This window comes from Vibrio sp. 10N.222.49.C9 (genome assembly GCF_041474985.1).
Taxonomy (GTDB): domain Bacteria; phylum Pseudomonadota; class Gammaproteobacteria; order Enterobacterales; family Vibrionaceae; genus Vibrio; species Vibrio crassostreae_C.
The window spans coordinates 1-376 of record NZ_JBFRVD010000969.1 but is presented as its reverse complement, the minus strand read 5'-3'; the positions used below and the strand labels follow the sequence as shown (position 1 = coordinate 376).

1 pseudogene is annotated in these 376 nt (G+C 48.4%); it reads left to right on the top strand.

Annotated features, from left to right (window positions below):
- Positions 1-376 (top strand): annotated as a pseudogene (locus tag AB4585_RS26460) (glycine--tRNA ligase subunit alpha); the annotation flags it as partial.

The following is a 376-nucleotide window of genomic DNA, read 5'->3' as shown; positions in this document are numbered from 1 at the left end:
TCTCACCCAATGACATGTCTGCGTGCACTTGGCCCAGAGCCAATGTCTACGGCATATGTTTAGCCATCTCGTCGTCCAACTGACGGACGTTATGGTGAGAACCCAAACCGCCTGCAGCACTACTATCAATTCCAGGTAGCTCTTAAGCCTTCTCCAGATAATATTCAGGAGTTGTACCTTGGCTCACTTGAAGTGCTTGGTATCGATCCATTAGTTCACGATATTCGTTTCGTAGAAGACAACTGGGAAAACCCAACACTGGGTGCTTGGGGTCTTGGCTGGGAAGTTTGGCTAAACGGTATGGAAGTGACTCAGTTTACGTACTTCCAGCAAGTGGGTGGCCTTGAGTGTAAGCCAGTAACCGGCGAAATTACTT